Raw genomic sequence first — 24,061 nt, forward strand, 5'->3', positions numbered from 1 at the left:
GCTACGGGCCTGTCGGGCGTAGCCTTGCGAAACCGCAGCCCCCCTCAAATGCAAGCGCCGCTCGCCCTTTTGTCGGGCGGGCACACGGTAATTTTCGCGTCAATCCGTTCCTAAATTTCAATCAATTGCGTCGTTCCTGCATAGCAGGCCGTCAAGAAGTTTTTGTCATGAGGGGTTACCGGAACCCGGGTTCCGGTGGTTTCGAAGCTCCGACAGGTTGGAGCTTCCAGGCTCTGGAATTGGCAATGCAAGAAGCGATCCGCTTACGTGAATTGGAAGCTGAGTGCCGTCAACGCGCGCTGAGCGAACCGGACAAGAAATGGTACTGGCTCGCGCAGGCCGCCAAATACCAGGTGCAGGCAAACCAGAAACTCGCCTTTCGCTCGGAAGAGACCAACGCGCCCGACTCTCCGGAGATCAAGCTGGCGCAAGGGTCGCATGTTCGTGATGAACGACGATTGATGGACCCCCTCCCCGACGGACGGCGATCGCCCTGGTAGTCGCGCGCCACAAAAAATCTAACGCTGCTCCTCCGGCGGCTTGATATGGCGGAACGAGAACAATAACGCGAGATCGTAGGCGATCTTGAGCGTGCCGCAGACCACCAGCGGTAGCCCCGTAAACGACGTCATCAGCAGCGCGCCCGAGATCGCCGGGCTGATTGCGGATGCAAGGCTGCGCGGCACGGCGGTGACGCTGGCGGCCGCGGGCCGTTCGGCCGGCGTCACCACGGCCATGACGTAGGAGGTGCGGGTCGGCACGTCCATCTGGGAAAGCGCCGAGCGCAACAGCAGCAACCCGAGCGCCAGATAGAGGTTCGGCGAGAACGCCGCCATAATCAGGAAGATGCTGGAGGGAATGTGCGTGAACACCATGGTGTTGACGAGCCCGACGCGTTTGGCAATCCAGGCCGCGACCGGATAGGAAAACGCGCTCAGCGTGCTCGACCAGAAGAAAAACAATCCGGCTGCGGACAATGACAGGTCGAAACGCTCGAACAGCCAGAGCACCAGCAATGACTGGGCGACGAAACCGCCGGCAAAGGCATCGATACTGAACAGCGCCGCGAGCTTGTAGACGGTGCCGCGCGACGGCCCGAGTGGGGTTTGCGGCGCCTTCTCCTCGCCGCGCGCATGCGGGACGTAACGATAAAGCGCCGCGCTCAATATCCCGAGCGCAGCGTATGCATAAAACATCAGACGGAACGCGCCGAGCATACTGCTGCCGTGCGAAACCAGCAGATCGGGCAAGGTTGCCGCCAGCGAGCGGGCGGCGGTGCAGAGCGCCCCGATCAGGCTGTAGCGGGCAAACACCTGCGTGCGGCGGTCGTCGGTCGTGCTCTTCGCCAGCACCGCATGCTCGAGCGGAACCAGCACGCCGAGATCACCGCCCGAGGGATTGATGGTACCGATGAACGCCACGAGCACGATCAGGACGAAGTGCTCCACGCCCGGAAATGCAAGGCCGGTCGCCGCCATCAGACCTGCGCCAAAGATCAGGAGCGCGCGCAGGTCGTGACGCGGCGCAATCCAGCCTGTTATCAGTGTGAGCAGCGCCGTGCCGAGCAGCGATGCGGTCGCGACGATGCCGACCGCGATGGCGTCGTAACCGAGCGCCGTCATATAGGCCGGCAGGATGATGACGGCAAAACCGTCGCCGAAACCACGCAAGGCGCGCGCTGCATAGAGCAGCCTGATCAACGCGTTTGCGGTGGAAGGTTTTGTTTCAGTCGCGATATCGGTCATCCCAGCATCCATGCGCCATCCTCGACACGTCGAGAGGTGCGCAGAGCTTGGACGGCGGACCGTCTGACGGGGAGCCTGCTTTGCCCCCGATGGGGGGCAAGCTAGGACCGAAGGCGGTGGGGCGCAAGCACCTCTTGTAGGATGGGTGGAGCGCAGCGATACCCATCAATCAAGCGTACAATCCGACGAAGATGGGTATCGCTTCGCTCCACCCATCCTACGGCACCGCGTGAATCAGTTGACAGACGAAGTCTCTAGGGCTTAATTCGCGCCCATGGGGGTTTTGCGATCCCCCCACGAGGCGACATGCCCAAGTATCGCGTCCCGTTTTTACGAGGGCGCAGCCATGTCATCCTACACCACGATATCTCCGGACAAGCTTTCCAAATTGATCGGCACGGCGAACACGCCTGCCCTGATCGACGTTCGCACCGACGAGGATTTCACCGCCGACCCGCGGCTGATACCCGGTGCTATCAGGCGCAACCACGAGCAAGCCGCCGATTGGGGTGAAGAGTTCTCCGGCCGACCGGCCATCGTCGTCTGCCTGCGCGGCCAGAAACTGGCGCAAGGTACCGCCGCCTGGCTGCGGCATCTCGATGTTTCGGCCGAAGCGCTGGAAGGCGGTTTTGAAGGCTGGAAGGCGGCCAAACTGCCGCTGGTGCCGGCTGAGAAACTGCCCTCACGCGACGCGAAGGGCCGCACCGTCTGGGTCACCCGCGCGCGGCCAAAGATCGACCGCATCGCCTGCCCCTGGCTGATCCGCCGCTTTGTCGATCCGAACGCGGTGTTCCTGTTCGTCTCGCCGCCGGAGGTGCTCGCGGTCGGCGAGCGCTTCAAGGCAGCTCCCTTCGATGTCGAGAACGTGTTCTGGAGTCACCGCGGCGAACTCTGCACCTTCGACGTCATGATCGAGGAATTCGGCCTGGCGACGCCGCCCCTGTTGCGGCTGGCAGCGATGGTGCGCGGCGCCGATACCGGGCGGCTTGATCTCGCACCGGAAGCACCGGGATTGCTCGCCGCCTCGCTAGGCCTGTCGCGCATGTTCGATGACGATCTCGAACAGCTCGAGGCCGGCATGACGCTGTACGACGCGTTCTACCGCTGGTGCCGCGACGCGACCGGCGAGACGCACAACTGGCCGACCAACAAGGCGAAATCGTAATGGATGCCACGATGGACAAGACGACCGAGGCCGGCACAAGGCGCGACCTCGGTCACGGCATCAGCTTCGATGAAGCTTTCCGGGTCTGGCTGCGGGTCGCCGTGCTGAGTTTCGGCGGTCCGGCCGGGCAGATCGCGGTGATGCATCGCATCCTGGTCGAAGAAAAAAACTGGATCTCCGAGAGCCGGTTCCTGCATGCGCTGAACTATTGCATGCTGCTGCCGGGGCCGGAGGCACAGCAACTCGCGACCTATATCGGCTGGCTGTTGCACCGGACCGCCGGTGGCATCATGGCCGGCGGCCTGTTCATCCTGCCCGGCGTCATCGCCATCATGGGGTTGAGCTACGTCTACGCGGCCTATGGCAATGTCGGCTTCGTGGAGGCGGTGTTCTTCGGACTGAAGGCCGCGGTGCTCGCGATCGTGGTGCATGCGGTCGTTCGCGTCGGCAAGCGTGCGCTGCGCAACCGGATGATGATCGCGCTCGCGGCGATCGCCTTTGTCGCGATCTTCTTTTTCAACGTCCCCTTCCCGATCATCATCATCGCAGCCGGCGTGATCGGCTATTTCGGCGCGAAGAGCGGACGGCCGGAATTCGCCGCCATCGAACATGGCGGTGGCGGCAAGAAGACGGCCGCCGTCGACAGCCTGCTCGGCGAAGAATTGCCCGAGCACGTACGCCCGAACGTGGGCCGTGCGCTGCGCGTAAGCTCGGTGTGGCTGTTGCTGTGGGTGGTTCCGGTGGCCGCACTGCTGATCGGGCTCGGGCAGGCCAATGTATTCAGCCAGATCGCGCTGTTCTTCTCCAAGATGGCGATGGTGACGTTCGGCGGCGCCTATGCGGTGCTGGCCTATGTCGCCCAGCAGGCGGTCGAGCATTATCACTGGCTGCAGCCGCGCGAGATGCTTGACGGCCTCGGCATGGCCGAGACCACGCCGGGCCCGCTGATCATGGTGCTGCAGTTCGTTGGCTTCATGGCCGCCTATCGCGATCCCGGCGCGTTGTCGCCGATGGTTGCGGCCACGCTCGGCGGATTGCTGGCGACCTGGGTCACCTTCATTCCCTGCTTCCTCTGGATCTTCCTCGGCGCGCCCTATATCGAGACGCTGCGCGGCAACAAGGGGCTCGCGGGCGCGCTGTCTGCGATCACCGCTGCGGTCGTCGGCGTGATCCTGAACCTCTCGATCTGGTTCGGATTGCACACGCTGTTCCGGCAGACCTCGCCGGTTCGCTCGTTCGGGCTGTCGTTCGACATGCCGGTGTGGGGAAGTCTCGATGTCGCGGCCTTCGTGCTGGCGGCTGCCGCGGCGACGGCGATCTTCCGTCTCAATATCGGGATGCTGTGGGTGCTGGCAGGGTCGTGCGTAGCCGGCGTGGCGCTGCGGTTTGCGGGGATCCTCTAAGCGAAGAATTCGTAGGGTGGGCAAAGGCGCGTGAGCGACGTGCCCACCATTTTTTCCGAAGTCAGAATGGTGGGCACGCTGCGCTTTGCCCACCCTACGGCATCACACCCGCTCCGCCGGGGCCAGCTTGCACACCTCGGCGGCGGCTTCGATCTGCAACGTGGCGTGGTGGATGTTGAAACGGTGCGAGAGTTCCTCGCAGACCCCGTGCAAAAAGGCGTCGTCGCTGCCTCCGGGCCGCACCAGATGCGCGGTCAGCGCGGTCTCATTGGTGCTCATCGCCCAGATGTGGAGGTCATGCACTTCGGTGACGCCCTCCAGCCCGCCGAGATAATCCCTCACCTTCGCAAGCTCGATACCACGCGGCACACCGTCGAGCGCGAGATTGACGCTGTCGCGCGCCAGCCCCCATCCGCTCCAGAACACCACGGCGGCGATCACGAGGCTGATCGTGGGATCGAGCCACAGCCAGCCCGTCAGCATGATGATGAGAGCGGCGACCACCACGCCGAGCGAAACACCTGCGTCCGCCACCATGTGCAGATAGGCGCCGCGAATATTGAGGTCGCCGTGGCGGCCACGCATGAACAATAGCGCGGTGAAACCGTTGATGGCGACGCCGAGCGCTGCGACCACCACGATCGTCCAGCCCGCGACCGGCGCTGGCGCAAACAGGCGATTGACCGCCTCGACGACGATACCGCCGACCGCGACCAGCAACAGCCCCGCATTGAACAGGGCCGCCAGGATCGAAGCTCGGCGATAGCCATAAGTATGCCGCTGCGTCGGCTGCTTCTGCGAAAGCCACGCCGCGCCCCACGCCAGGAGAAGCGCGATCACGTCGGAGAGATTGTGAACGGCGTCCGAGATCAGCGCCAGCGAATTGGCGGCGTAGCCGAAGATCAGCTCGGCAATGACGAAGGCCGTGTTGAGCGCGGCACCGATGGCGAAGGCCCAGCCGAAATTGTCCGGGGCGTGGCTGTGGCCGGCGTGACCATGGGAATGATCATGCCCGTGGGAATGATTGTGATGAGAGTGATCGTGCGCCATTCCGCCTCGTCCGGATCGATGGCGACTTATATAGCGCGCGGATTATCGAATACTATTACAGACAGAATCGTAGCAAGGGTGGGCAAAGCGAAGCGTGCCCACCATTCTCGATGAACACGCCGATAGATGGTGGGCACGGCGCTAGCGCGCCTTTGCCACCCTACATTCTCGCCCTACTTGACCCCGCGCAAAAACTTGTTCGACTTCGGCAGGCCGCCCGCGAGGCGGCCGGCGTCGGCGCGGTTGCCGCGCCAGTCGGACAATTCCTTGGCGCTCATGCTCTGCTCGCGGCCGGCGGAATCCTTCCAGGTCAATCCCGCCTTGAGTTCGAACACGGCGACATCAGACAGCTTGGCGCTGGAATATTTCTGCAAGCGCACGCCGCGGCCGCGCGCCATCTCCGGCACCTGGTCGAGCGGAAACAGCACCATCTTGTGGTTGGTGCCGATCGCGGCAACGGTGTCACCTTGCACGGTCGCAATCGCACAGGCCTCGTTCGGCATGGTGACGTTGAGCACCTGCTTGCCCTTGCGGGTGTTGCCGACGCAATCCTCTTCCTTGACGACAAAACCCTGGCCTTCGCTGCTCGCGATCAGGAATTTGCGTTCGCCCTTGTTGACGAACAGCGAGACGATTGCGGCGTCCTGCTCCATGTCGATGAACATGCGGATCGGCTCGCCATGACCGCGGCCGCCCGGCAGTTTTGCGACATCGAGCGAATAGAATTTGCCGTTGGTGGCAAACACCAGCAGCTTCGACGTGGTCTCGGCGAAGAACGCATGATCGAGCTTGTCGTCGGTCTTGAAGGCGAGCCCCGAGATATCCTCGACATGGCCCTTCAGCGTGCGCACCCAGCCCTTTTCGGAGATCACCACCGTGCACGGCTCGCGCTCGACAAAGGCTTCCTCGATGGCGGCGAGATCGTGCTCGGGCGCATCGGCGAACATCGTGCGGCGCTTGCCGAGCGGTGTTTTCGGCCCGAAGATGTCGCGAACCTTGCGGACCTGCTCGCCGACCCTGGACCATTGTTCGGTCTCGGAACCGAGCAGCGACTTGATGCCCTTCAACTCGCCGCGAAGGTTCTTGTCCTCGGTGCGAATTTCGAATTCCTCGAGCTTGCGCAACGAGCGCAGGCGCATGTTGAGGATGGCGTCGGCCTGGACTTCCGTCAGCTTGAACGCCTTGATCAGCGCCGGCTTCGGCTCGTCCTCGGTGCGGATGATCTTGATCACCTTGTCGATGTTCAAATAGGCGATCAGGTACCCGCCGAGCACTTCGAGCCGGTTCTCGATCTGGGTCTTGCGGTAGTTCGAGCGGCGCACCAGCACGTCGCGCAGATGGTCGAGCCATTCGCGCAGGCACTCCGCAAGCCCCACCACCTTGGGGATCTTGCCCTTGATCAGCACGTTGAGGTTCAACGAAATCTTGCTCTCGAGCTCGGTGAGCCGGAACAGCGATTCCATCATCAGCGCCGGATCGACGGCGCGGGATTTCGGCTCGATCACGAGGCGAACGTCCTCGGCCGATTCGTCGCGGACATCGCCGACCAGCGGCAGCTTCTTCTCGTTCAGGAGCTCGGCGATCTTCTCGACCAGCCGGGACTTCTGCACCAGCCACGGGATCTCGGTGATGACGACGACCCAGGTGCCGCGCGCGCCCTCTTCCTGGGTCCACTTGGCGCGGGTGCGGAACGAGCCGCGCCCGGTCATGTAGGCTTCGGCGATGCTTTCCTTGGAGTCGACAATAATGCCGCCGGTCGGGAAATCTGGGCCCTTGACCCATTTCAGGAGCGACTTCGACTTGGCGTCGGGCTTGTCGATCAGATGCAGCGCGGCGTCGCACAGCTCGGCCGCGTTGTGCGGCGGGATCGAGGTGGCCATGCCGACCGCGATGCCCTGCGCGCCGTTGGCGAGCAGGTTCGGGAAGCCGCCGGGCATCACGACCGGCTCTTTGGTCTGGCCGTCATAGTTGGGTCGAAACTCGACGCCGTCCTCGTCGATACCCTCAAGCAGCAGCCGCGCGACCTCAGTCATGCGCGCTTCGGTATAGCGGTAGGCGGCCGGGTTATCGCCGTCGATATTGCCAAAATTGCCCTGGCCGTCGACCAGCGGATAGCGCGAGGCGAAATCCTGTGCCAGGCGCACCATGGCGTCGTAGATCGCCTGGTCGCCATGCGGATGGAACGAGCCCATCACGTCGCCGACGATCTTGGCTGATTTCTTGAACGGTGTGCCGGGGTCGAGCCGCAACAGGCGCATGCCGTAGAGGATGCGCCGGTGCACCGGCTTCAGCCCGTCGCGGGCGTCCGGCAAAGCGCGATGCATGATGGTCGAGAGCGCGTAGGCGAGATAGCGCTCTTCCAGCGCATCGCGCAGCATCACCTCGTGGATTTCGGCCGGTTCTTCCGGCGGTAGCTGTCGTTTTCCCATGGGGAGGCGTTAAACTTTTCGGCTGAATCGGGCAAGATGCGAATGGGGGCATCCGTCGCCCCTGCGCACGCAGGGGCCCATAACCACAGGTGTTTGTGGCGAAAAACGGCTGGGGCCGCTGCGCTATTGATGGGCCGCGGCGTATGGGTCCCCGCGTTCGCGGGGACGACGTCCGAGGGTGGCGCGTCAACCCGCGGAACTGATTCGCGCCCGATTCCTCGTCACCGCGTTGATGAACCCGTCCCTGGCATCGGAATGCCCCTGCCCGCGCGGTTCCAGCACGTGGCGCAGCAGGAATAGCCCCGTCAGCCGGAAACCGTCCTGCAGGTCCTGGTCCGACCAGCCGTTCGCGCCACCCTCGCCTTCGCGTAAGAAAGCCGGCAGGCGCAGCAGCCGATCCCGGTACGGCTCGCCGGCCCGCCGCGACACCGCGCCACCGGATTTCGGCGAGACGTAAATCAGGTCGGCGGTCTCGCCGCTGGCGGCGCAGTTTTCCAGATCGAGGCCGAAGCCGAGTTCGGCCAGCATCGCGAGTTCGAATCGGATGAGGTGCGCCGCGGCGCCGCCGACATCGTCGAAATCATCCAGCGTGCGGTCGAGCATCTCGTAGATGTCCTCGTGCGGGTCGCGTTCCGGCAGCAGCCGCGCCAGCGAGGCCAGATGGGTCACGCCATAGACCGCATGGGAGGACGCCAGCAGCGTCGCCGCACGCAGGCGCGTGCCTTCGATCGCGTAGGTGCCGAGGTGCTCGTCGAGCCGGGCTCGCCACACGGCAGTGACGCTGTTGCCGGGCTGCAGCAGCGGCCGCATCCGCGAGGAAGCGCCGCCGCGCACCAGGCCGAGATGACGGCCATGCTCCCGCGTCAGCAGCTCGACGATGGCGGAGGATTCGCCATGCCGCCGCACGCCCAGCACGATGCCTTCGTCGGTCCATTCCATGGGGTGGAGTTTACAGGATTTTGGAACATGTAGGGTGGGCAAAGCGGAGCGTGCCCACCAACGATCAACAAACTGTGTCGCCTCGGGATGGTGGGCACGGCGCGAAGTGCGCCTTTGCCCACCCTACGCAGCCCTGACTATCACGCATCGAACCACCCCACCGCGTCGCCGGTGAAGGAGAAGTACAGCCCCGCCGCGGTCAGCGCGCAGGAAATCACCTCGATGCCGCTGTCGAACTCGAGGCCCTTCTGGCCGATCACCTGCACGAGCGAAATCACCGACAGCACCAGCGCTGCCGCCAGCACCCAGCGCGGCCAGTTCTTGCGGCCCTCGGCGGCGAGCCGGACGAAGTAGACCAAAAGCAGGATCAGGCCGGCCGCCATCAGCGTTCCGGTGTTGATCATCTGCGCCGTCATCTTCGCTGTGGGCGTGCGGTCCTGAAACGCCACCGACACCGCATCCAGGGTCAGCGACAGATACAGCAGGACTTCAAACCAAACCACGTTGCGGGGTACGTTCATCGGGCATGTTCTTCGTTGTTGCCTGGTCGCCTGATCATTCCTTGGGGAATTCCAGCCCCATTTCCCGGTAGCGGTCGGGATCATCGCCCCAGTTCTCGCGCACCTTGACGAACAGGAACAGGTGCACGGGCACGCCAACGATCTCCGCGATTTCTTTCCGCGAATCCGCGCCGATCGACTTGATGGTGGCGCCGCCCTTGCCGAGCACGATCTTGCGCTGGCTCTCGCGCTCGACAAAGATCGTCTGCTCGATCCGAACCGACTTGTCGTTGCGCTCGGTCCAGCTGTCGGTCTCGACGGTCGATTGATACGGCAGTTCCTGATGGAGTTGTCGGTATATCTTTTCCCGGGTGATTTCCGCCGCCAGATGCCGCAACGGCGCGTCCGACATCTGATCTTCCGGGTAGTGAAACGGTCCCGGCGGCACGCTCTTCGCCAGCGTCTTGCGCAGGTCGGCGACGCCATCGCCCGACAGCGCCGAGATCATGAAGGTGCTTTCGAATTTCATGCGCTCGTTGGCGGCCTGCGCCAGCGCCAAAAGCTTCTCGCGCGGGATCAGGTCGATCTTGTTCAGCACCAGGATTTTCGGGTGCGCAACCGTCGCCAGCTTCTTCAGGATCGCGTCGGCTTCCTCGTCGATTCCGGCCTTGGCATCGAGCAGCACACATACGACGTCGGCATCGTGGGCCCCGCTCCAGGCGGTGGACACCATGGCGCGGTCGAGCCTTCGTTTCGGCGAGAAGATGCCGGGCGTATCGACCAGAATGATCTGGGCATTGTCCTCGATCACGATGCCGCGGATCAGCGCCCGCGTCGTCTGCACCTTGCGCGAGACGATCGTGACCTTGGAGCCGACCAGCGCGTTGACGAGGGTGGACTTGCCGACATTGGGAGCACCGATCAGCGCGACAAAGCCGCAACGGGTCTCGGCGGACGTAGCTTCGGCTGAGGATTCAACTGTCATTGCTGCCGCCGCCTACGCCTTCACGTTCGATCATCATGGAAGCCGCGACCTTCTCGGCGGCGCGCTTGGAGCCGCCGACACCTTCGGCGGGCGCCAATCCCGGCAAGTCGACGGCGACGCGGAACTGCGGGTCGTGATGCGGCCCGGTGCGCTCGATCTCGCGATAGACCGGCGTCGGCAAGCCCTTGCTCTGGGCCCATTCCTGCAACACCGTTTTGGGATCGCGCAGCGGCCGGCGCGGCTTGCGCATCCGCTCCAGCCAATTGCGCTCGACGAATTGCGACGCCGCCGCATAGCCGCCGTCGAGATAGATCGCCCCGATCACGGCCTCGCAGATGTCGCCAAGCACGGATTTGCGCAGGCGCGCGCCCGCCCCTGCGCCGACCGCGCCGAGCTTGATGTCGTCGAGCAGCCCGAGCGATTTTGCGACGTCGGCGCAGCTTTCCTTGCGCACGAGATCGGCGAGCCGTTTCGACAGTTCGCCCTCGTCGGCCCGCGGATAGGCGCGATACAGCATGTCGGAGATGATCAGCCCGAGCACGTGATCGCCGAGAAATTCGAGGCGCTGATAGCTGTCGGCACGATGGCGGGTCGCAGGCTTCAAGGCCGAGACATGGGTAAAGGCGGTCGTCAGCAGCGCGGGATCGGAGAATTTGTAGCCGATGCGCCCCTCGATCGCGGCGGCGGCCGCCTTTGCCCCAGCCTTGCCGCGCTTCTTTTTCGGCGCGGCGACGCCGGCGGCTTCGGCCTGCTGGCCCGGCTCACCCGAGGTCGATGTGTCAGGAATAGTCGCTGTTTCGTCGTTCATCGCACGATTGTGAATAGGCGATTCCAGCGCACGGCGGTCGGCCAGCGCCAGAACATCCAGGCATGTTCGCCCTCGGCAATGGAGAAGAAGATCATCTGCGCCCGGCCGACGATGTTCTGGAACGGCACATAACCTACCGCCGACAGCACGCGGCTGTCGGTCGAATTGTCGCGGTTGTCGCCCATCATGAAGAAGTGGCCGGCCGGCACGGTGTAGACGTTGGTGTTGTCGTAGAAGCCGTTGTCGACGCAATCGAGCGATTCATAGCTGACGCCGTTCGGCAGCGTTTCCTTCCAGCGCTTGACGCGGGCGGTAGCGTCGGAGCCGCAAGGGTCCTCGCCGATGAAGTCGGAAAGCCGCTCGCGCTTGACCGGCTTGTCGTTGATGTAGAGCAGGCCTTCCCGCATCTGGATGCGGTCACCCGGCAGGCCGATCACGCGCTTGATGTAATCGGTGGAGTCGTCCTTGGGCAGGCGGAACACCACGATGTCGCCCCGGTTCGGATCCGAGCCGAAGATGCGGCCCGAGAACAGCGGCGGCGACAATGGAATGGAATAGTGGCTGTAGCCGTAGGAATATTTCGAGACGAACAGGTAATCGCCGACCAGCAGCGTTGCCTTCATCGATCCCGAGGGGATGTTGAACGGCTGGAACAGGAAGGTGCGGATCACGAGCGCGATCAGGAGAGCGTGGATGACGACGCGGATGGTTTCACCCAAGCCGCTTTCAGATTTTGTGCCGGATGTCACGCTCATCGCTTTCCCAATTCCCGCGAGCCCTAGCCCGCACGGTGGCAGAACGTTTTCCGCACGCGAATCGCCTGGTACGTTCGCGTCAGGAAAATGGTCTCAATACTGATGTTGAAGGCCAATTCCGGCGCTAGCCTGAATCAGCCCTGGCTCGAACACGTCGTCGCGGCGTTTTAGACGGTTGTTCGTGGGCGCGCAATCAAGCGCCTCGTAAAAACTTTATAATCCATTGATAAATCAATGTTTTTTAGTTTTGTCCCGTTTCCCCGACGCAAACGCCTGCGCGTCTTATGATTTGCCGGGAACGACCGCCGAAATTATGACGAAGGCCTGCGCCAGCGGCCAGTCGTCGGTGATCGACAGGTCGATCCGTGCCTCGAACCCCTCCGGCGTCAGCGCCTCCAGCCGGGCCAGCGCGCCACCGGTCAGCGTCATGGTCGGACGGCCCCCCGGCAGGTTCACCACCCCCATGTCCCGCCACCAGACGCCGCGCCGGATCCCGGTGCCGAGCGCCTTGGAACAGGCCTCCTTGGCCGCGAATCGCTTGGCGTAGGTCGCGACCACCATCTTTTCGTTGTTGGCGCGGCGCGCCGCCTTGGCGCGCTCGGCGTCGGTGAAGATGCGGTCGAGGAAACGGTCGCCATGGCGTTCGATCACCTTGGCAACCCTTGTAATGTCGATCAGGTCGGAGCCGATGCCGATGATCATGACCGGTCCGCAATCTTCTGGCGGCCGCGGTCCATGGCGGCGCGCATCTGCCGCACGGTCTCGCCGAGGCCTACGAACAGCGCCTCCCCCATCATGAAGTAGCCGATGTTGAGTTCGGCGATCTCAGGCAGCGCCGAAATCGTCTCCGCGGTCTGGTAGTCGAGGCCGTGGCCGGCGTGAACCTCCAGTCCCGCAGCCTGCCCCAGGGCTGCGCCCGCCACGATTCGCTGCCATTCCGCCTCGGCCTTTGTCGCGTGGCCGTCGACCACGGCGTCGCACCAGCCGCCGGTATGGATCTCGATCACGGGCGCGCGCAACCTTGCCGCCATCTCGATCTGCTGCGGGTCGGCCGAGATGAACAGCGACACCCGGATGCCGGCATCGTTCAGCCGCGCAATGAACGGGGCCAGCGCATTGTGCTGGCCGACCACATCCAGCCCGCCCTCGGTGGTGAGTTCCTCGCGGCGCTCCGGCACCAGGCACACGGCGTGGGGTTTTGTGGCGAGCGATATCCGCAGCATGTCCTCGGTCGCCGCCATCTCGAAATTCAGGGGCTTCGATATCTCGGCCTTGAGACGGGCCATGTCGCTGTCGCGGATGTGGCGGCGATCCTCGCGCAGATGCGCGGTGATGCCGTCGGCGCCGGCCTCGATTGCGGCCAGCGCGGCACGCACCGGATCCGGCCGCGCGCCGGCCCGCGCGTTGCGCAAGGTCGCGACGTGATCGACATTTACACCGAGGCGCAGCGGGGGCACGGGCATTGCGTATCTCTCAGGCAATCTGACGCGACATCGTTAGCACAAAGTGCGGGCGTGACCCGCGCGCCCATCTAATTGAGAAGGATGGATTGCCCGGTCAAGCCCGACATGAAGATACCGCCTACCCATTGACGCGCTCGACCTTGGCCACGACGGCCTTGGCGCGCAATTGGGCGATAATTGCACTGAGATGCTTGAGGTCATAGACCTCGAGATCGATGGTCAGCTCGGTGAAGTCAGGCGAGCGGCGCGACATGCTGATATTGTCGATATTGCCGTCGTGCTCGGCGATCACGGTGGCGACCTGGGCGAGGCTGCCGGGCTCGTTGACGTTATGGACCAGGATCCGCGCCGGGAAACGCTGCGGCATGGTCTCATCGATATCCCAGCGCACGTCGAGCCAGCGCTCCGGCTCTTCCTCAAAGTCCTTCAGCGCCGGCGACTGGATCGGATAGATCGTGATCCCCTCGCCCGGCGTGACGATGCCGACGATGCGGTCGCCCGGCACGGCGCCGCCGTTCGGCGCGAACTTCACTGGCAGATCGGAATTGATGCCGCGCACCGGGATGACGGAGGCGCTGCGCGCCGGATGCGGCGGCGGCGATTTCAGCTTCAGCTTGACCGCGAGGCTCTTCTTGGCCCCATAGCGCACCATCCGCTCTTCCTTGTAGTCCGGATACATGGCGCGGGCGACGTCGGAGGCCTTGAGTTCACCACGCCCGACGGAAGCCATCACGTCCTCGATCGAGGCGCGCGCCAGCCGGGGAAGCGCGCCCTTCAGCTTGTCGTCGGCGTATTCAATCTTGGCTCGGGCAAACAGGCGATCGACGATGCGGCGGCCGAGACCCGCATATTGATCGCGCACCGCGGTCCGCGTCGCGCGGCGGATCGCGGCGCGGGCCTTGCCGGTGACCGCAAGCGATTCCCAGGCCGAGGGCGGCGCCGACTGGGCGACCGAGGTCAAAACCTCGACCTCGTCGCCGTTCTGCAGTTCGGACGACAAGGGCGCGAACTTGCCGTTGATCTTGCAGCCGACGGCTGAGTTGCCGACATCGGTGTGCACGGCATAGGCGAAATCGATCACGTTGGCCTGACGCGGCAGCGCGATCAGCTTGCCCTTCGGGGTGAAGCAGAACACCTGGTCGTGAAACAGCTCCAGCTTGGTGTGCTCCAGAAACTCTTCCGGATTGGCGCTTTCTGACAGGATGCCGACGGTGTGGCGCAGCCAGGCAAAGGCGTTGGATTCGTGCTTGAGCCGCTCGGTCGGCGAGCCCATGCCTTCCTTGTAGAACGCGTGCGCGGCGATGCCGAATTCCGCGATCTGGTTCATTTCCTCGGTGCGGATCTGCAACTCGACGCGCTGGTTGCCGGGACCGATCACGGTGGTGTGGATCGATCGGTAATCGTTCTGCTTCGGCGTCGAGATGTAGTCCTTGAAGCGACCGGGCACCACCGGCCAGGTGGTGTGCACGACACCGAGCGCGCGGTAGCAAGCTTCGATATCCGGCATCACGACGCGGAATCCGTAGATGTCGGAAAGCTGTTCGAAGCCGACCGATTTGCGCTCCATCTTGGTCCAGATCGAAAACGGCTGCTTGCGGCGGCCGTAGACGCGCGCGGCGATGCCGTTCTTCTGCAAATTCTTGGAGAGCTGGCTTTCGATCTCGCCGATCAGGTTGCGGTTGCGGTCGGCGAGCGCATCGAGTCGCTGCATCACCACCGCATAGGCTTCCGGATCGAGCGTGTGGAACGAGAGATCCTCGAGCTCCTCCCGCATCTCCTGCATACCCATGCGGCCGGCGAGCGGCGCATAGATGTCCAGCGTCTCCTCGGCGATGCGGCGGCGCGAGGAGTGCGGCACGAATTCCAGCGTGCGCATGTTGTGCAGGCGATCGGCGAGCTTGATCAGCAGCACTCGGACGTCGTCGGCGATCGCCAGCAAGAGCTTGCGCAGGTTCTCGGCCTGCTTGGCTTCGCGCGAGACCAGCTCGAGCCGCTTCAGCTTGGTGAGCCCTTCGACCAGCGCGCCGATCTCGTGGCCGAAGATGTTGTCGATCTCGGCGCGCGTCGCCTCGGTATCCTCGATCGTGTCATGCAACAGCGCCGCGACAATGGTCGCGTCGTCGAGCTTGAGGTTGGTCAGGATCGCCGCGACTTCGAGCGGGTGCGAGAAATAGGGATCGCCGGACGCGCGCGTTTGGGTGCCGTGCGCCTTCATGGCGTAGACATAGGCGCGGTTCAGCAGGTCTTCGTTGGTGTCAGGGTTGTACGACCGGACGCGCTCGACCAGATCGTATTGCCGCATCATGCGCGAGCGCGGCGTTTTTGGCCTTTCCGCCACAGGCGACGTCGGCGCGACCGCGACCTGGTTGGTCGCGGCCTGCATTTGCCGGGAACTGCGGCGCCAATACGCCATCACATCACTGCCTTCTTCCAACAGACCCGGATGGGTCTCACCGTTTACGTATCTAATGCGTTTTCGAACGGCGATGCACGCCGCTCGGGCCGCGCAACGGTTCAATTTCGCTTGGGCCAGCGGCCATCCAACGCCCACCCCGGTGACCCGCCGGACAGGCTAAGTCAGCCGATTTCGGCCGCGCCTGCCAAGGACGCATTGTAACCGCAAAAATGTCAACAAAAGCAAAGGCCCGGACGGAGGTCCGGGCCTTTGACAGATCGGGGAGTTTGGGACGGCCCGGGATGTTCCGGATTACTCGTCCTCTTCGGGCTGCTCTTCCGGCGGCGCCAGGCCTTCCAGGCCCTTGAGGAGCTCTTCCTCGGTCATGCGCTCGACCGCGACCTCGGTGTCGTCAGCATCGACGCTGGCACCGGCCGAGCCGATCAAAGGCACTGTATCGGGCTCTGGCTCGTCGACCTCGACGAATTTCTGCAGGGAATGAACCAGTTCCTCGCGCAGGTCTTCCGGGGAAATAGTGGAATCGGCGATTTCCCGAAGCGAAACGACCGGGTTCTTGTCGTTGTCGCGATCAACCGTTAGTTGTGACCCGGATGAAATCATACGAGCGCGATGCGCCGCCAGCAACACCAGGTCGAACCGGTTGTCGACCTTATCAATGCAATCTTCCACGGTGACGCGCGCCATAGACTGTCGCTCCGTTATTTGGGGCCAAATATGTCGGTATTGGGGGCTAGTTATAGCGGCGGAAGCTATTTCGCAAGACTAAATTTGTGATTTGGCCTTCCTAATGGGCTCTGCTAACCCCAGCTTCGGGGCCAGAATGGCCGGAGCGTCCAGACGCGGCAAGGTTGCCGGACAGGACAAGTAAATCTCTTCATTGCACAGTCAAAAGTATAGGTTTTTCGCCCTCGCCGCACCATAATTGCAGTGGTGACTGTCGTGGGGCACGATTCACCGAACTTTAGGCAACAGAACTGGAAAGTGCGCGCGGTCGATGGCCGCTGCGCTAGAAAAGCTAACAACAACGTGAGAACCATTTGATGTCACCCGCTTCCAACAAGATTGCGCTCTTCATCGACGGCGCCAACCTCTACGCAACCGCCAAGACGCTCGGCTTCGACATCGATTACAAACGCCTTCTCAAGGAGTTCCAGAGCCGAGGGACGCTGTTGCGTGCGTTCTATTACACGGCGATTATCGAGGATCAGGAATACTCCTCGATCCGTCCGCTGATCGATTGGCTCGATTACAACGGCTACACCGTCGTCACCAAGGCGACCAAGGAATTCATCGACGCTTCCGGCCGCCGCAAGGTGAAGGGCAACATGGACATCGAGCTCGCCGTCGATGCCATGGAACTCGCCGAGCATGTCGACCAGATCGTGCTTTTCTCCGGCGACGGCGATTTCCGCTCGCTGGTCGAAGCGGTGCAGCGTCGCGGTGTTCGCGTCACGGTAGTTTCGACCATTTCGAGCCAGCCGCCGATGATCGCCGACGAACTGCGCCGCCAGGCCGACGTCTTCACCGACCTCGTCGAGTTGCAGTCCAAGCTCGGCCGCGATCCCTCCGAGCGCCCTGCCCCGCGCGAACCGCGTCATCACGCTCCGCAATTCCTGCAACGCGCGACCACCATGGCGCCGCGGGCCGCCGGTGACGACGAATTCGACGATTGAGCGTGATCTGACGCTCTGCTAGAGCCTCGGTTCCGATGCAAACGGGACCGGGGCTTTTTGTTTTGACACGCTTGCCAGACGCGAGCCGGTATCCGCTTCACTCGAAAGCGCAATGGTTCGCCAATGGCTAGCGTCGCCGCCCTTCCCTCCCCCGAACCCGATCGCAATTGTCCGCTCTGTCCGCGGCTCGCCGACTTCCGGAAGGCGGCGCGCAAGCGGGAGCCGGAGTGGTACAATTCGCCGGTCGCTTCATTCGGCGATGCCAGCGCGCAACTGTTGATCGTCGGACTGGCGCCCGGCCTGCAGGGCGCCAACCGCACCGGGCGCCCGTTCACCGGCGACTATGCCGGCGACCTGCTTTACGCGACGCTGCTCGAATATGGTTTTGCCAGGGGCGTCTATCAGGCGCGGCCCGACGACGGATTGAAGCTCGTCGATTGCCGGATCAGCAACGCGGTGCGCTGCGTGCCACCGCAGAACAAGCCGCTGCCGGCCGAAATCAACACCTGCCGGCACTTCCTGATCGCGACCATCGCCGCCATGCCCAGGCTTCGCGCGATCGTGGCGCTCGGCCGGATCGCCCATGATTCGACGCTGAAAGCGCTCGGGATCCGCAATGCCGCCGCGCCTTTTGCGCACGGCGCCGTGCATGAGGCCGGCGCCGTCAGGCTCTACGACAGCTATCACTGCTCGCGCTACAATACGAATACGCGGGTGCTGACGCCGGAGATGTTCCGCAACGTGTTCGCGAAGGTGCGGAAGGATTTGGATTCGTAGGATGTGTAGGGTGGGCAAAGCGAAGCGTGCCCACCATTGACGCCAACAATTTCGGAGAGATGGTGGGCACGCTGCGCTTTGCCCACCCTACAATTTACACCGGATTTGCCTTCAGCCACGCCAGCACATCGCCGGCATTTCGGTCCGGCGGAAACACCGGATAGAAGACGTGAGTGATACGGCCGTCGTCGATGATGAGCGCCAGCCGCTTGATCAGCGTCAATCCGGCCACCGCCATGGTCGGCAGCTTCAGGGCGCGCGTCAGCGCCAGTTTCTCATCCGACAGCACCGGGAACGGCAAATGCAGCCGTGACGCCATCTCGGTCTGGTAGACATTGTCCTGCGTCGACAGCCCGAACACCTGCCTGGCGCCGGCGGCTTTTAATTCCGCGAACAGATCGCGGAACGAGCAGGTTTGCGGCGTGCAGCCGCGCGCACCTGGGATCATGTCCCAATCGTCGACCAAACTGATCTTGCCGGGCTCGCCGGTGCGGGGATAGGCGAACACCACCGTGCGACCTGCAAGCGCCGACAGCGTCACCGAGTTGTCGTCGGTGGCAAGCAGGCTGATCGGCGGGATGGTCATGCCGACCAGATGCGCCGCCGCGCCGTCGTCCGTCGGCGCCGGGATCTTGCTCCAGTCGACTTCGAGCAGATTCTTCTGGTTCATGGACACCATTCTCCATCAGCCGTCATTGCGAGCGAAGCGAAGTGCCGTGGGATGGGTGGAGCGAAGCGATACCCATCCTACGGCGTCCTACGACATTCATCCCCGCGCCCGCATCAGGCGGCCTTTTTCCCGGCCCCAATCGCGTTTCTTTTCGCTCTCGCGCTTGTCGTGCAGCTTCTTGCCCTTGGCGATTGCCAGCAAGAGCTTGGCGCGGCCGCGCTCGTTGAAATAGAGCTTTAGCGGAATCAGCGTCATGCCTTCGCGATCGACCGCGCCCATCAGTTTGTTGATCTGCTTTCGGTGCAGCAGCAACTTGCGTGGCCGTTTCGGCTCATGATTGAAGCGGTTGGCCTGCAGATATTCCGGAATATTGGCGTTGATCAGCCAGATCTCGCCGTCCTTGGAATCCGCATAGGATTCGGCAATCGTCGTTTTGCCGTTGCGGATCGACTTCACTTCCGTGCCGGTCAGCGCAATGCCGGTTTCGATGGTGTCCTCGATCGCGTAGTTGAACCGGGCCTTGCGGTTTTCGGCGACAACCTTGATCGGGCGCTCGTTCTTCTCGGCCACGTTAGCTCTTCTTGAGGAGATCGCGGATCTCGGTAAGCAGTTCTACTTCGGGCGTCGGCTTCGGCGGCGCCGCGGGTGCCGCCTCGTCCTTGCGCTTTAGCTGGTTCATGGCGCGAATGACCAGGAACAGCACGAAAGCGATGATGAGGAAGTTCAGTGTCAGCGTCAGGAAACTGCCCCAAGCCAGTACGGCGCCCTGCTTCTTGGCGTCGGCCAGGTTGGTCGCCGTCACCGACTTGGACAATCCCGTGAAATAATTGGAGAAATCGAGACCGCCGGTAATCGCGCCGATGATCGGCATGATGACGTCGCCGACCAGCGAGGTCACGATCGCGCCGAAGGCCGCACCGATGATGACGCCGACGGCGAGGTCGACGACGTTCCCCTTCATCGCGAATTCGCGGAATTCCTTCAGCATCTTGGCTTCCCCTCTTCGTTCACCGCGCGAGGTCAGCCATTGGCCTAGTTGATCAGGCCGGCATGCACCATGGCGTCGCGGATCACCTTGCCGGTTGGCGGCGTCACGTTCATCAACGGCAGGCGCACTTCTTCTTCGAGCCGCCCCAGTAGTTTGAGGCCATGCTTGGCTCCCGCGAGGCCGGGCTCCTTGAAGACGGCATCATGCAGCGGCGTCAGGCGGTCCTGGATCTTCAGTCCGGTAACGTAGTCACCCTGCATAACAGCCGACATCAGCTCGGCACACAGCTTCGGCGCCACGTTGGCGACCACCGAAATGCAACCATGTCCTCCCGCCGCCATATAGGCCAGTGCGGTCATGTCCTCGCCGGACAGCTGGATGAAATCCGGCCCCATCGCATGGCGTTGCTGCGACACTCGGGCAAGATTGGCGGTGGCGTCCTTGACGCCGGCGATGTTCTTCAACTCGAACAGCCGGGTCATGGTCTCGACCGACATATCGACGACGGAGCGCGGCGGGATGTTGTAAATGATGATCGGGATCCCGATCGCGTCATTTACCGCCTTGAAGTGCTGATACATCCCTTCCTGGGTCGGCTTGTTGTAGTACGGCGTCACCACCAGCACGGCATCGGCACCGGCCTTCTCGGCGTGAACAGCAAGGTCGACGGCTTCCCGCGTTGAGTTCGAGCCCGCGCCGGCGATGACAGGCACGCGTCCATTCGCCTCATCGATGCACATCTCGACTACCCGATGATGCTCGGCATGGCTCAGCGTCGGGCTTTCGCCGGTGGTACCCACGGGAACGAGACCGTGTGACCCCTGCTCGATCTGCCAGCTCACGAGCCCGCGGAAGGCCGCCTCGTCGAGCGAGCCGTTCTTGAATGGCGTGACCAAGGCGGTGAACGATCCCCGGAATTTTGTCTTGGCTGCCATGGACTTCCTCCGAACGCTTAAGAAACGGCACAACCGAAACTGGATTTTAATTCATATCGGGTCTGGCGATCGGGCGAAAGGGCTGTGCCGTATGGCCCTAGAGCATTGTTTCGACGCCGTTTCCTAGCGCGAACCGGTATCTGCCGGGCGCGAAAAGCATATAGCCGCGATTTTGCCGTGGTGATGGCGCAAACAGGACCGGCCGCGACGTTTTAGCATTTTGTCCACATATTCAATCAAATAGACCTAAGGCTGGAGCGATTGAATGATTCGCCGTCGCAGAGGAAAGTCGTGATCCCTTTCGCCCGCGCCCGCGCATTGCGATCGACCGCACTGGCCACGAGCCTGGCGCTGGCCGTTGGACTGGCTGCATTCCCCTGGGATGCCTGGGCCAAGCCAAAAGTTCCCTTGCCGAAGCCGCGGCCGATCGCCCGTAACGTCGTTCCAAAGTCCACGGCACAGACCCCCGCGCCCGTCGCCCACACCCCGGCGGCGGCGGCGCCTGCTCCCGCGGCGCCGGCACCACCACCGCCACTGCTAGCGCCCGCGACCCGCCAGCATGCCGCCTTGCCGCCCCCGCGCAAGCATGTGGCGCCGGCAGCGGTAGCCGCGACCTCCTCGACGTCGCAGGCCGACAAGGACGCCCTGGAAAACGTCATCGAGCTGGTGCGCAAGCAGAAGCCTGGGGACGCCAACCAGGCGCAGGCGGCGATATCGGATCCGGTCGCCCGCAAGCTTGCGGAATGGCTGATCCTGCGCAGCGACAACAATGGCGCCTCGGTCGAGCGCTACCGTGCGTTTGTCTCGGCCAATCCGAGCTGGCCGTCGCAAACCTTTCTGCGCCGGCGCATCGAGGCAGCGGTGTGGGACGACCGCCGCGACGACGCGACCGTCTGGTCCTGGTTCGGAAACGAGTCGCCGATTTCGGCCAAGGGCAAGCTCGCGCTGGCGAAGGCAATGCTTGCCCGCGGCGATCGCACCAATGCCGAACGGCTGGTCCGCGAGGCCTGGCGCCATGATGGCATGTCGGAAGACACCGAGAGCGCGGTGCTCGATATGTTCGGCGCATTCCTGACGGGAGGCGACCACAAGGCGCGGATGGATTCGCTGCTTTACGGCACCGAGCAGGAAGCCGGCGGCATGCGCGCCGCCAAGCGGCTCGGTTCAGGCCATGTCGCGCTGGCCAAGGCGCGCATTGCGGCCAACAAGAAATCCTCGAACCTCAAGACGCTGCTCGATGCGGTGCCGCGGGAGCTGCACGGCGACCCCGGCTACATGTTCGCCAGGATCCAGTGGCTTCGCCGCGAAGAGAAGTTCAACGAGGCCGCACAGCTCATGCTGGCGGTGCCGAAAGATCCGAACCGTCTGCACAATCTCAACGAATGGTGGATCGAGCGGCGCCTCCTGGCGCGCAAGATGCTGGACGTCGGCGAACACCGAACCGCCTATCTGATTGCGCGGGACGCGGCGCTTCCCTCGCGCGACATCTACAAGACCGAGCAGGAATTCACCGCGGGCTGGATTGCGCTGCGGTTCTTGAGAGATCCGGCAGTCGCCACCCAGCACTTCGCGCGCATCGGTGTCGGCAGCGTGAACCCGACAGCACTTGCGCGCGCCGGCTATTGGCAGGGCCGCGCCGCGGAAGCTGCGGGCCGCACGCAGGAAGCCCGCGCGGCTTACGGCCGCGCCGCCGAGCAATCGACCAGCTATTACGGCCAATTGGCGCGCGCCAAGCTCGGCCTGCCGCAGCTCGAATTGCACGGCGTCCCCCGCGGCCGCGGGGCCGAGCGGCTGGAGATCGTCCGCGCCGTGCAACTGCTCTATGAGCTCGACGAGCGCGAGCTCGCGATCCCGATTTTCGCCGACATGGGTGAGAACGGCGATCCCGATGCGCTGGCCGGCCTCGGCGAACTCGCCGCGCGCCACAGCGACGCCCGCGGCATGCTGCTCCTCGGCAAGGCTGCGCTCAACCGCGGCCTGCCGTTCGACCATTACGCCTATCCCGTCACCGGCATCCCGTCGTTCAAGCAGATCGGACCCGAGGTCGAGCGCAGCGTCGTCTATTCGATCGCGCGGCAGGAGAGCGCCTTCAATCCGTCCGTGGTCTCACCGGCCCAGGCCTACGGGCTGATGCAGGTGACGCCCGACGCCGGACGCTATGTCTGTAAACGGGCCGGCGTCAGCTTCGACCTCAACCGGATGAAGACCGACTCGGTCTACAACGCCACGCTTGGCGCCGCCGAGCTCGGCGGGTTGCTCGAGGACTACCGCGGCTCCTACATCCTGACCTTCGCCGGCTACAATGCCGGTCGCGGCAGCGTCAAGAAATGGATCGAGCGTTACGGCGATCCGCGCGATCCCAAGGTCGACGCGGTCGATTGGGTCGAGCAGATCCCGTTCTCCGAGACGCGGAATTACGTGCAGCGGATCATGGAGAACATGCAGGTCTATCGCGCGCGATTCGGCGGCGGGACCAAGCTCCAGATCGAAGCCGACCTGCATCGCGGCGCCCGCATCGAATAGCAGCATTCAGATTTGCACGGCGCCGCCGACCACGTCGCGCCGGGCGATGTTTCGCCTCAACGATCCCGCCGCCCCGCCCTTTCCGCAGATACAATCCGCCTGGATTTCCAGGCGGCGGCACCGCGCTGACGGATACGGGGCCACAAACGGCAGCTCCGGAGCACGACAAAGAAAAACCCCCGGCAGTTTCCTGCCGGAGGTTCTCTAGTGCTTGCTATGCCTGCTCAAGACGCCCCGGATCGCGGAAGCGATGATTCGGATACGCTTGCCGAGGGCGATACGACTTCTGCCGCATCGCCCCATAACTGTCAGAAGTTGCGCTGGGCGCGGAGCTGGAGCAGGACGGTGTTCTGATCCTTGAACTCGTACAGCGCGTTCGGCTTCGGAGCGGTCGCCGTGAACACCGAAGAACCCGACATCTTCTGGTCGAGATGGAACCACTGCACTTCGCCCGTGAACGTCAGGTTCTTGACGGGTGTCCAGCGGAGATTGGCGCCGAGCTGCGAGACGTTGAAGTCGGGGTTACAGGTGTAGGCACCCGTAGCGTTCCCGGCCAATGCCTGACCCGGATGGCTGAGGGCGAAGGCAGCGCAGTAGGCTCCCTTGGCCGAGGTGGTTCCCGCACCCAGCAGATTGTCGTTCGCTCCGCCGTCATACCGGACAGCAGAGTAGCTGCCGAACAGGCTCGACGACCAGTACGGATTCCAGTTGTGATTGAACGCACCCCGGATACCCCAGGCCGACGTCAAGGCGATACCGCCGGTACCGGCTGGGCCGGGCATATAGACGCCGTCCGTGGTCGCACCGAAGCCGACGCTCTGGTAGCCGAAGCCGTTT

The 24,061-nt window shown here is 63.5% G+C and carries 23 protein-coding genes; 6 read left to right on the top strand and 17 right to left on the bottom strand.

Going from position 1 to position 24,061, the window contains the following annotated elements; all coding sequences use genetic code 11:
• The first annotated feature begins 245 nt into the window (after nt 1-245).
• Nucleotides 246-500: a hypothetical protein gene (locus tag IVB22_RS39030; RefSeq protein ID WP_247522451.1), complete on the top strand. Its 255-nt coding sequence runs from the start codon at nt 246-248 to the stop codon at nt 498-500.
• Nucleotides 501-518: 18 nt separating this feature from the next.
• On the opposite strand, the gene IVB22_RS39035 is transcribed toward IVB22_RS39030, so the two are convergent.
• A complete protein-coding gene (locus tag IVB22_RS39035) occupies nt 519-1,745 on the bottom strand; it encodes an MFS transporter (RefSeq protein ID WP_247522452.1) in 1,227 nt (408 codons plus the stop codon).
• Nucleotides 1,746-2,091: 346 nt separating this feature from the next.
• On the opposite strand from IVB22_RS39035, the gene IVB22_RS39040 reads away from it, so the two are divergent.
• Entirely contained in the window at nt 2,092-2,910 is an 819-nt protein-coding gene (locus tag IVB22_RS39040; RefSeq protein WP_247522453.1) for a chromate resistance protein ChrB domain-containing protein, read from the top strand.
• 11 nt (nt 2,911-2,921) lie between these two features.
• Nucleotides 2,922-4,313, top strand: coding sequence for a chromate efflux transporter (chrA, locus tag IVB22_RS39045; RefSeq protein ID WP_247522454.1), 1,392 nt, complete (start codon nt 2,922-2,924; stop codon nt 4,311-4,313).
• Between the two features lie 102 nt (nt 4,314-4,415).
• Here the strand turns inward: chrA and IVB22_RS39050 are convergent, their stop codons facing one another.
• From IVB22_RS39050 to rpoZ, 11 genes are all read right to left on the bottom strand, one after another.
• Nucleotides 4,416-5,363: a cation diffusion facilitator family transporter gene (locus IVB22_RS39050; RefSeq protein ID WP_247522455.1), complete on the bottom strand. Its 948-nt coding sequence runs from the start codon at nt 5,361-5,363 to the stop codon at nt 4,416-4,418.
• 173 nt (nt 5,364-5,536) lie between these two features.
• On the bottom strand, nt 5,537-7,792 hold the full coding sequence (gene parC, locus IVB22_RS39055; RefSeq protein WP_247522456.1) for a DNA topoisomerase IV subunit A: 2,256 nt from the start codon (nt 7,790-7,792) through the stop codon (nt 5,537-5,539).
• Between the two features lie 186 nt (nt 7,793-7,978).
• Nucleotides 7,979-8,731, bottom strand: coding sequence for a DNA repair protein RecO (recO, locus tag IVB22_RS39060; protein ID WP_247522457.1), 753 nt, complete (start codon nt 8,729-8,731; stop codon nt 7,979-7,981).
• 140 nt (nt 8,732-8,871) lie between these two features.
• Entirely contained in the window at nt 8,872-9,252 is a 381-nt protein-coding gene (locus tag IVB22_RS39065) for a hypothetical protein (protein WP_247522458.1), read from the bottom strand.
• A gap of 34 nt (nt 9,253-9,286) precedes the next feature.
• The gene (gene era, locus IVB22_RS39070) at nt 9,287-10,216 is read right to left on the bottom strand and encodes a GTPase Era (RefSeq protein ID WP_247522459.1); all 930 of its coding nucleotides are present in this window, start codon (nt 10,214-10,216) and stop codon (nt 9,287-9,289) included.
• Nucleotides 10,206-11,024, bottom strand: a complete 819-nt coding sequence (rnc, locus tag IVB22_RS39075) for a ribonuclease III (protein WP_247522460.1) — start codon at nt 11,022-11,024, stop codon at nt 10,206-10,208. The genes era and rnc overlap by 11 nt, the downstream gene beginning before the upstream one ends.
• A complete protein-coding gene (gene lepB, locus IVB22_RS39080; RefSeq protein ID WP_247522461.1) occupies nt 11,021-11,779 on the bottom strand; it encodes a signal peptidase I in 759 nt (252 codons plus the stop codon). The genes rnc and lepB overlap by 4 nt, the downstream gene beginning before the upstream one ends.
• A gap of 282 nt (nt 11,780-12,061) precedes the next feature.
• Nucleotides 12,062-12,481 carry a holo-ACP synthase gene (acpS, locus tag IVB22_RS39085; RefSeq protein WP_247522462.1) on the bottom strand — a complete coding sequence of 140 codons (420 nt, stop codon included), beginning with the start codon at nt 12,479-12,481 and terminating at the stop codon, nt 12,062-12,064.
• Nucleotides 12,478-13,242: a pyridoxine 5'-phosphate synthase gene (locus tag IVB22_RS39090; protein WP_247522463.1), complete on the bottom strand. Its 765-nt coding sequence runs from the start codon at nt 13,240-13,242 to the stop codon at nt 12,478-12,480. The genes acpS and IVB22_RS39090 overlap by 4 nt, the downstream gene beginning before the upstream one ends.
• 118 nt (nt 13,243-13,360) lie before the next feature.
• On the bottom strand, nt 13,361-15,655 hold the full coding sequence (locus IVB22_RS39095) for a bifunctional (p)ppGpp synthetase/guanosine-3',5'-bis(diphosphate) 3'-pyrophosphohydrolase (protein WP_247522464.1): 2,295 nt from the start codon (nt 15,653-15,655) through the stop codon (nt 13,361-13,363).
• Between the two features lie 294 nt (nt 15,656-15,949).
• Nucleotides 15,950-16,342 carry a DNA-directed RNA polymerase subunit omega gene (gene rpoZ / locus IVB22_RS39100; RefSeq protein ID WP_024512695.1) on the bottom strand — a complete coding sequence of 131 codons (393 nt, stop codon included), beginning with the start codon at nt 16,340-16,342 and terminating at the stop codon, nt 15,950-15,952.
• Nucleotides 16,343-16,698: 356 nt separating this feature from the next.
• Here rpoZ and IVB22_RS39105 point away from each other — a divergent pair, with 356 nt between their 5' ends.
• Complete coding sequence (locus IVB22_RS39105; RefSeq protein ID WP_247522465.1) at nt 16,699-17,331, top strand: NYN domain-containing protein; 633 nt, start codon at nt 16,699-16,701, stop codon at nt 17,329-17,331.
• Between the two features lie 123 nt (nt 17,332-17,454).
• Nucleotides 17,455-18,108: a uracil-DNA glycosylase gene (locus IVB22_RS39110; RefSeq protein WP_247522466.1), complete on the top strand. Its 654-nt coding sequence runs from the start codon at nt 17,455-17,457 to the stop codon at nt 18,106-18,108.
• 94 nt (nt 18,109-18,202) lie between these two features.
• Here the strand turns inward: IVB22_RS39110 and IVB22_RS39115 are convergent, their stop codons facing one another.
• The 4 genes from IVB22_RS39115 to dapA form a co-directional block, all read right to left on the bottom strand.
• Nucleotides 18,203-18,778 (bottom strand): peroxiredoxin, encoded by a 576-nt coding sequence (locus IVB22_RS39115; RefSeq protein ID WP_247522467.1) that lies wholly within the window; start codon nt 18,776-18,778, stop codon nt 18,203-18,205.
• Between the two features lie 96 nt (nt 18,779-18,874).
• Nucleotides 18,875-19,348, bottom strand: coding sequence for an SsrA-binding protein SmpB (gene smpB / locus IVB22_RS39120; protein WP_212421706.1), 474 nt, complete (start codon nt 19,346-19,348; stop codon nt 18,875-18,877).
• Between the two features lies 1 nt (nt 19,349).
• Nucleotides 19,350-19,766 carry a large conductance mechanosensitive channel protein MscL gene (gene mscL / locus IVB22_RS39125; protein ID WP_247522468.1) on the bottom strand — a complete coding sequence of 139 codons (417 nt, stop codon included), beginning with the start codon at nt 19,764-19,766 and terminating at the stop codon, nt 19,350-19,352.
• 44 nt (nt 19,767-19,810) lie between these two features.
• A complete protein-coding gene (dapA, locus tag IVB22_RS39130) occupies nt 19,811-20,701 on the bottom strand; it encodes a 4-hydroxy-tetrahydrodipicolinate synthase (protein WP_247522469.1) in 891 nt (296 codons plus the stop codon).
• A 294-nt stretch (nt 20,702-20,995) separates the two neighbouring features.
• On the opposite strand from dapA, the gene IVB22_RS39135 reads away from it, so the two are divergent.
• On the top strand, nt 20,996-23,224 hold the full coding sequence (locus tag IVB22_RS39135; RefSeq protein ID WP_247522473.1) for a lytic transglycosylase domain-containing protein: 2,229 nt from the start codon (nt 20,996-20,998) through the stop codon (nt 23,222-23,224).
• Between the two features lie 308 nt (nt 23,225-23,532).
• Here the strand turns inward: IVB22_RS39135 and IVB22_RS39140 are convergent.
• Nucleotides 23,533-24,061 (bottom strand): porin (locus IVB22_RS39140; protein ID WP_247522470.1); only part of this gene is annotated, 529 nt, incomplete at its 5' end.

Source organism: Bradyrhizobium sp. 190, assembly GCF_023073415.1.
GTDB lineage: Bacteria > Pseudomonadota > Alphaproteobacteria > Rhizobiales > Xanthobacteraceae > Bradyrhizobium.